The sequence below is a fragment of the Quadrisphaera granulorum genome, assembly GCF_003149145.1.
Lineage (GTDB): Bacteria > Actinomycetota > Actinomycetes > Actinomycetales > Quadrisphaeraceae > Quadrisphaera > Quadrisphaera granulorum.
The window spans coordinates 96,232-103,354 of sequence record NZ_QGDQ01000020.1 but is presented as its reverse complement, the minus strand read 5'-3'; the positions used below and the strand labels follow the sequence as shown (position 1 = coordinate 103,354).

Genomic DNA, 7,123 nt, shown 5'->3' with positions numbered 1-7,123 from the left:
CCATCGTCGCCGCAGCGCTGGTGGTGCTGCACCTGGAGTACCACCGCACCGTGTGACGCAGCGTCACCACTCAAAGTCCTAGTGGCAAAGGCTCAATGACGACCGCGACTCGCTCACGTCACTGCTCACTTTCACGCACACAGACTCCGCCCACCCCGTGCTGCAGTCGTGGGACGGAGGCGAGTTCGAAGATGCATCCGAGTTCGGGGTCCCCACCTCGAGCCGGTTGAGCATGCAGGTGGTGATGGTCGGCTACAACTTCAAGTGGCGCGACTACGCCATCCGTTCCACGTGGCAGTACCTCGCGGACGCTCCGGCGGACGAGGTGCGCGCCCAGATCAACGGCGCCTACGAGGCCGACAACCGCCAGCGGTTCCAGGCGCTCATGACCTGCCTGTTCGACCCGGCCCAGCGTCTCAACGAGAACGGGGTGCCGATCTACGGCTTGTTCAGCGGTGATGGCTTCGTCCCTCCGACCTTCCGCGGCACCTCTTTCTCCGGATCGCACAACCACTACATGACGACCGGCTCGGTGACGCTCGACAGCGGCGACGTAGACGCGCTGGTCGAGACGGTGGTCGAGCACGGCTATGGCGGTGACGGCGGCAAGGTGCTGATCTTCGTCAATCCGCGCGAGCGGAAGGTCATCTCCAAGTTTCGCGTCGACAGCGCAGCCAGCTTCGACTTCATCCCGTCCGTCTCGGCGCCCGCCTACCTAACTAGCAAGCAGGTCATCGGCTCAGCGGCACCCGCCAACTACGGCCGCGTCCCGATCGTCGGCTCCTACGGCGACGCGCTCGTCAGCGAGTCCACGCTGATCCCTCAGGGGTACGTGCTGGTCGTCGCCACCGACGGACCCAACTCCCGCCGCAATGTGGTGGGCTTTCGTGAGCACCCCACCCCGTCCAACCGGGGGCTGATCGCAGTGCCGGGGCCTGTGACGGCTTATCCCCTGCAGGAGTCCTTCTTCGTGCGGGGCTTCGGGACGGGCGTGCGTCACCGTGGTGCGGCGGCGGTCATGCAGATCACCACGGGGACCTACGCCCCGCCCGCCCAGTACCGCCGGGCCGCCTGATGGACGTCCCGCGCGACCGTCTGAAGACACACGGAGTGCAGGCGCCCACCCCCGGCGGGACGGCCCTGCTGGACCAGCAGGCCGCTGCCATCGGCGACATCGACCTCTACTGGCGATGGAACGGATGGTTCGAGGCCGACGAGCGCATCGAAGCCTCGATGCTGAAGATCGTCGGGCAGTCGCCGGACGATCTGGTCGACGGTGACGGCCGAGGCCTCGTTGGTGGTCCGCAGGGTCTGGGGCAGGGATACCTGTGGTGGTCGGGGGCCGCCTGGCGGCTGCCGCCCTGGACGGCTCGCACCACCTACGGGCGTGCGCTGCAGCGCTTCGCCAAGCAGACCGCTCCGCCTCTCGATCGGGCGGTCTGCGACCGGTGCGCAGAGCCTGGCTGCTGGGGCGCCTTCGTCGTCGCGTTCTCGCCCCATCTCGTTGGGCTGACCCTCTGCGGGGACTGCACCTACGAGTTCATCTGGGCCTCTCCGTCCAAGTACCTCGGCGAGCCGCATTGGGCGGCCAGCATCTTCGTCAACTGAGAGGAGAGAGGACATGAGCACTGGGCCATCGACCACCCGCGAGATGTCGCCTGAGTTCATCCGAGACGCCAGCCAGTGGCCCTCGATGCAGGAACTCGCAGATCGCTACGGACTGCCCTTCCGGTTGGTCCGCGGAGCAGTCGAGCGTCGCTGCGTGGAGTCGATCCTCCTGGACAAGATTCGCGTCAACGAGTCCTCCTGGCGGGCGTTCTTGGCGTCTCGCTACGCGGCACCAGCCAGCGTCCGCTGAACTGACCGAGAACAGCGACGAGCCCCGGACTGGACTCCGGGGCTCGTCGTCTCCCGTACTACGGAAGGTGTTTACTGTGGCAAGAGCAATTCTAACTCGGGCGGCCGCATTGCCGCTCTCGCCGGAGGACGCCGACCTCGAAGGAGAGGGCACCTCAGCAGGGCGACGCAAGCCGAAGCGCCCTCGCCGGGGCGACCTGGTTGCGATCTACGACTACCCAGACGAGCGCGGGCGGGTGTGCCTGCGAAAGCGACGTCACGAGCTGCCGGGCTGGCCCAAGACCTTCGTGATGCTCGGGCGGCGCAAACCGGGCCACGTGTGGCTGTCACCGCGCAAGCTGGAAGCGCTGTACCCGCACGCCGAGGCCTACTTCGACTCGCTGCTCTACGGCCTGCCGCACCTGCTCGCCGCGGGGCCGTGGGACGACCTGGCGGTGGTGGAGGGGGAGAAGGACGCCGACAACCTCACCGCAGCCGGGCTGCCCGCTCTCAGCCACTGGCAAGGCGGTACCGGCTGGACGCGGGAGCAAGCCGCTCGCTGGTCGGGCTTCCGGGGCGGAGTGATCCTGGTGGCGGACCGCGACGCCGCGGGCGCCCGCTGCGCGCTGCAGACGCGCTCGCTGCTGCTGGGGGCGGGGGTAATTGCCTCACGGCTGCGCGTCGTGTTGCCCGTCACCGGGAAGGACGCCTCCGACCACCTGGCCGCTGGTCACGACCCAGTCGACTTCGTGCCGGCGGATCTGGACTCGCTTGCAGTGCTCGCCGCGACAGCCCCGCCCCCCGGTCGGGGTGGGGCTTACCGCGCGGGACGTGCGCTGTGACGGGCCTGCACATCGTCCAGTGGCCGTTCGACGTCGCCGAGCCGCCGGACCTCGCACTGGACGACTACCTGGCCGGTTCGCCGGACGAGGAAGAGGTCATCACGCAGGCGGGATCGTCTCGTTCCAGCTGGGCACCGGTTGATCTAGCGGAGGCGCTGCGTGGCCAGGAACCGCTGCAGCCGACGGTGATGCGTCGCGACGACGGGCTGGCGATGTTCTACCCCGGCAAGCACCACCTGGTTTACGGGGAGACAGAGTCTGGCAAGTCATGGCTAGCGCAGGCAGCAGCAGCCGAGCAGCTGCGCCGCGCAGAGCAGGTGCTCTACGTGGACTTCGAGTCGGACGAGCGCTCGGTAGTGGATCGACTGATCGCGTTGGGGGTGCGCCGCGACTACATCGCGGAGTGCCTGCACTACGTGAGCCCCGCGGGGCCGCCCGTGGACGGCCTGCCTCGGCAGCACTTCGATGCGCTGTTGCGCCAGCGGTACGCCCTGGTCGTGCTCGATGGGGTCACGGAGGGGATGGGGCTATTCGGCCTCAGCCCGCGCGACGAAGCAGACGTAGCAAGTTTCTACCAGCGGCTTCCGAATGCACTCGCGAGCCAGACGGGCGCAGCGGTCGTCTCCATCGACCACGTCTCCCTCAACAAGGAGACGCGCGGCCGCTTCGCGCTCGGCAGCCAGCACAAGCTGTCAGGGCTGACCGGCGCGGCCTACCTGCTGGACGAGGTCCGCCAGCCGTTCGGGCGCGGCCAGCACGGCGTCGTGACGGTGTGCGTAGCGAAGGACCGTCCCGGCTACATCCGCGGGCGGTGCGGTGCGCAGCGATCGAATCGGACCCAGGTCTTCGCCGAGTTCCACCTCATCTCTCCCGACGCCGCCATCGCCGGGACGACCTCCGTCAAGGCCGAACTGCGGTCGCTGGAGCCAGCCGCCATGCAGGCCGCGACGGTCGCGGACCGTCCGAGCTGGTACATGGAGCAGATCAGCCTCCTCTTGGAAGCAGCCGAGCCCGATGACGTGTGGACCGCTACGGGCATCGAACGGGCCATCAAGAAGGAGCGCGAGGTGATCGGCAAGCGCTTCGCACGCAACGCGTGCCGCAAGGCGCTCCAACTACTTGTGGACGAGGGGTACGTCGCGCGGGACGACTCCCGGCAGCAGCACCGCCATACGTCGCTGCGCCCCTACCGGCAGGACGAGCAGCCGTGATTGGGCTCTATCAACCGCGCCGAACCGCGCCAAACCACGCCGGAGCGCGGTGGCTCGGTCGACCGAGCCAACCGCGCCGAACCGCGCCGCCCCCTTCTAAGGGGCGCGGTTAGCGGCGCGGTTGCGACGGCGCGGTAAGCGGCGGGGCGGAGGGGCGCGCCAAGGAAGAAGCCATCGAAGTGCAGAAGCGAGAGAGAGGACAAGGCGATGCGAGAAGACCCCTTACACGGTGCGACCTCTAGCGCTGTGTGCGGCGCGAAGACCCGCAGCGGTGGGACGTGCCAGACGGCGCCGATGCGCGGGACCAACCGCTGCCGCATGCATGGCGGGGCGGCTCCCCAGACGCAGAAGAAGGCGCGCGAGCGGCTACTGGCGGCGGCGGACCCGCTGATGGCGATGCTGCTGAAGATAGCCATGTCGTCGGACAACGAGGTGGTGCGGCTGCGGGCGACGATGGACGCGCTGGACCGCGCCGGGCTGACCGAGCGCGGCGTGGCCACGGCGGCCACCGCGCAGCCCTTCGACGACCTGCTCGCCGGAATCATCGATGAGGCGGTGCGCACGGAGCCCATGCCCGAGGACGCCGAGCGGCAGTTGGCTCCGGCGATGCAGCCGCCTGCGTTGCCTGCCGCGCCGCTGCCCACCTCGACAGACACCCCCACCCCTGGGGGGCGGGCCTCGGCACCTCTGACCGTTGCAGACCAGGAGCGCGTGGCGGCTGGAGCGGGCGACCCGACGGGACCGCAGCGCGGCTCCGCCTACGACCCCGCTGACACCGTGCCGGGGGAGGTGCTGGCGGAGCGCGGCTCCATCGACCCGCCCGCGTGGGTGCTGGACCGGCTCGACCCGCCGAAGATCCCGCCGGGGTTCGCCGACATCTCGCGGTAGGCCTCCGTCGAGGCCTCCCCGCTGGCCGCTACCGAACCGCCGACCCGGTCTCGGTAGCCGGGGCCCCCTCGGCCCGCCCGACTCGTTAGCGACCAACGTAGGACCGAGCCGCAACCGCTAGACCGTGACGGATAGCGAGCGAAGATGCCGCCGATCTCACGGAGAGTAGCCAAAACGGACGCATTGGCGTACGAAGTCCCTCACCGACCATGATCAACTCGGCGAGGAGACCCCCGTGCACGTCATCGGCTACATGCGCGTCAGCACCGACGAACAGGCCCGCTCTGGCCTCGGGCTGGAAGCCCAGCGCGCCCGCATCGAGGCGGAAGCCGCTCGGCGCGGCTGGACGGTGTCCTGGTACGCCGACGAGGGCTGGTCCGCCAAGACCCTCAAGCGCCCCGGCATCGCAGCAGCACTCGCTGCGTTGAAGCGGGGCGACGCCCAGGCGCTCGTGGTGGCAAAGCTGGACCGGCTCTCGCGCTCGGTGCTGGACTTCGCCGACGTCCTGCGCACCGGCTCCCGCCAGGGCTGGGCCGTGGTCGCGCTCGACCTGGGCGTGGACACTACGACCGCCGCCGGGGAACTCGTCGCGGGCGTGATGATGCAGGTCGCCCAGTGGGAGCGGCGGGTCATCGGTGAGCGCACAGTAGCAGCCATCCGCGCCAAGCAGGCCCGCGGCGAGGCGCACGGACGTCCGGTGGCACTGCTGCCGAGTGCCGAAGCGCGACTGCTCGCGCTCCACGGCCAGGGTCTCGGCGCACGCCGCATCGCCGCTGCGCTCAACGCCGAGGCGGTGCCGACTGCGCACGGTGGCACCTGGCACCCGTCCACGGTGGTCCGCATCCTCGCCCGGCTCGGCATCTCGGCGTCCGCATCGGCCTCCGTTCGGCATCCCGCATCTGCTGTTGCGGCGGTGTCGGCATGAGCGCCCCCGTCGTCGAGCAGCGGCTGCTCTCGGCTCCGCGGCTCGTCGCCCCCACGGGCAGCCAGGCGTTCCTGCTGCCGGGTGTCGGCTTCGTGTGGGACTACCGCGACTGGACCGGCTCGGCCCACGCCAAGCCGCGTTGGGGTGCCGCCTACAAGCCCGACCTGCACGCGCGCTGCGCGGTAACTTCGCGTCTCGGCTTCCGGTCCCGATCGGCAGCGGTCTCCTGGCTGCTCTCGCTGGCCATGCCTAGTGCCGATGCGGCTGGGGTGGGGGTCTGAGATGGCGCACGTTCGTGAGGTGGCCCGCTCCGGCAAGCCCGCCTACGAGGTGCGCTGGCGCGACGGTGCCAAGTTCCGCCAGCGCACGTTCCCCGCCCGCCGAGACGCCGAGCGGTTCGCGCTGCGGGTTGAGGCCTCGCTCGGCTCGGGCGCGCCCACCGACGCCTACGTGAAGCGCGGCAAGACCGTCGCCGAGGTGGTCGAGGCGTCAGTCGCGGCCTCCGCGTACAAGTTGAAGCCGCGCACCGTGGCCAGCTACCGCCAGGTCTACGACAACCACGTGCTGCCGGCATTCGGCACGCGGCGCATCGCCACCGTCACGTCGGCGGACGTAGAGACGTGGGTCGGCAACCTGCGGGCGTCCGGACTCTCGGCGGCCACCGTCCGCAATGTCTTCGTCGCCCTCAACAAGGTCATGCGGTACGCCGTGCGGCATCGCTACATCGCCGCCAACCCCTGCGCCGGAACGGACCTGCCCCGCGCTCGGCACGACGAGACCTTCGAGGCGCGGTTTCTGTCACCTGCAGAGGTTGAGCGGCTGGCCGCTGCCCTCGACGACGCCCACCCCTACGGGCTGCTGGTGCGCTTCGCCGCGTACACCGGCCTGCGCGCGGGGGAGGTGGCCGGGCTGCGAGTGCGGGACGTCAACCTGCTCCGCCGCGAGGTGTCGGTCCGGCGGACGATGCAGCGGGTGCGTGGTGGCTGGGTGGAGGGCTCGCCCAAGTCCGCCCGCTCCACGCGCACCGTGCCGCTGCTCCGCGACGACCTGCTGCACGACCTCGCCACGTACCTCGGCGAGCACCCCGCGCGCTCCAACCCGGACGCGCCCCTGTGGCCAGGGCGAGCCGTTGGGTCGCACGCGGTGGACTGGGAGCGGCCCTTCGACCACCAGTCGTTCTATCGCTGGTACTTCCGCCCAGCGGCTGCCCGGGTGGGGGTGGGGGCGGTCCGCTTCCACGATCTGCGACACACCGCCGCGTCCATCTGGCTCGCGGCGGGTGTCGAGATCTACAAGGTGTCGCGGTGGCTGGGCCACGCCAACATCAGCACCACCGACTCGATCTACGCCCACCTCTACGCCACCGACTACAGCGCCGACGCCGCACGCCTGGCGACGTTTGTCCGCGGGCTCGGATGAGC

9 protein-coding genes are annotated in these 7,123 nt (G+C 70.0%); all 9 read left to right on the top strand.

From position 1 onward, the window contains the following. Positions 1-232 precede the first annotated feature (232 nt). Complete coding sequence (locus BXY45_RS15500; RefSeq protein WP_146211231.1) at positions 233-1,075, top strand: hypothetical protein; 843 nt, start codon at positions 233-235, stop codon at positions 1,073-1,075. Between the two features lie 35 nt (positions 1,076-1,110). Next, positions 1,111-1,608 (top strand): hypothetical protein, encoded by a 498-nt coding sequence (locus BXY45_RS15495; protein ID WP_109775412.1) that lies wholly within the window; start codon positions 1,111-1,113, stop codon positions 1,606-1,608. A gap of 13 nt (positions 1,609-1,621) precedes the next feature. Then, complete coding sequence (locus tag BXY45_RS15490) at positions 1,622-1,858, top strand: hypothetical protein (RefSeq protein ID WP_109775411.1); 237 nt, start codon at positions 1,622-1,624, stop codon at positions 1,856-1,858. Between the two features lie 235 nt (positions 1,859-2,093). After that, a complete protein-coding gene (locus tag BXY45_RS15485) occupies positions 2,094-2,678 on the top strand; it encodes a hypothetical protein (protein WP_109775410.1) in 585 nt (194 codons plus the stop codon). Then, positions 2,675-3,889, top strand: coding sequence for an AAA family ATPase (locus BXY45_RS15480; RefSeq protein ID WP_109775409.1), 1,215 nt, complete (start codon positions 2,675-2,677; stop codon positions 3,887-3,889). Before BXY45_RS15485 ends, BXY45_RS15480 begins: the two co-directional genes overlap by 4 nt. Positions 3,890-4,096: 207 nt before the next feature. Continuing rightward, the gene (locus BXY45_RS23875; RefSeq protein WP_281270605.1) at positions 4,097-4,777 is read left to right on the top strand and encodes an HGGxSTG domain-containing protein; all 681 of its coding nucleotides are present in this window, start codon (positions 4,097-4,099) and stop codon (positions 4,775-4,777) included. A gap of 235 nt (positions 4,778-5,012) precedes the next feature. Continuing rightward, a complete protein-coding gene (locus BXY45_RS15470; RefSeq protein ID WP_211319609.1) occupies positions 5,013-5,702 on the top strand; it encodes a recombinase family protein in 690 nt (229 codons plus the stop codon). Then, positions 5,699-5,983: a hypothetical protein gene (locus BXY45_RS15465; protein ID WP_109775408.1), complete on the top strand. Its 285-nt coding sequence runs from the start codon at positions 5,699-5,701 to the stop codon at positions 5,981-5,983. The genes BXY45_RS15470 and BXY45_RS15465 overlap by 4 nt, the downstream gene beginning before the upstream one ends. Position 5,984: 1 nt before the next feature. Then, the gene (locus tag BXY45_RS15460; RefSeq protein ID WP_170131550.1) at positions 5,985-7,121 is read left to right on the top strand and encodes a tyrosine-type recombinase/integrase; all 1,137 of its coding nucleotides are present in this window, start codon (positions 5,985-5,987) and stop codon (positions 7,119-7,121) included. Positions 7,122-7,123: the final 2 nt, after the last annotated feature.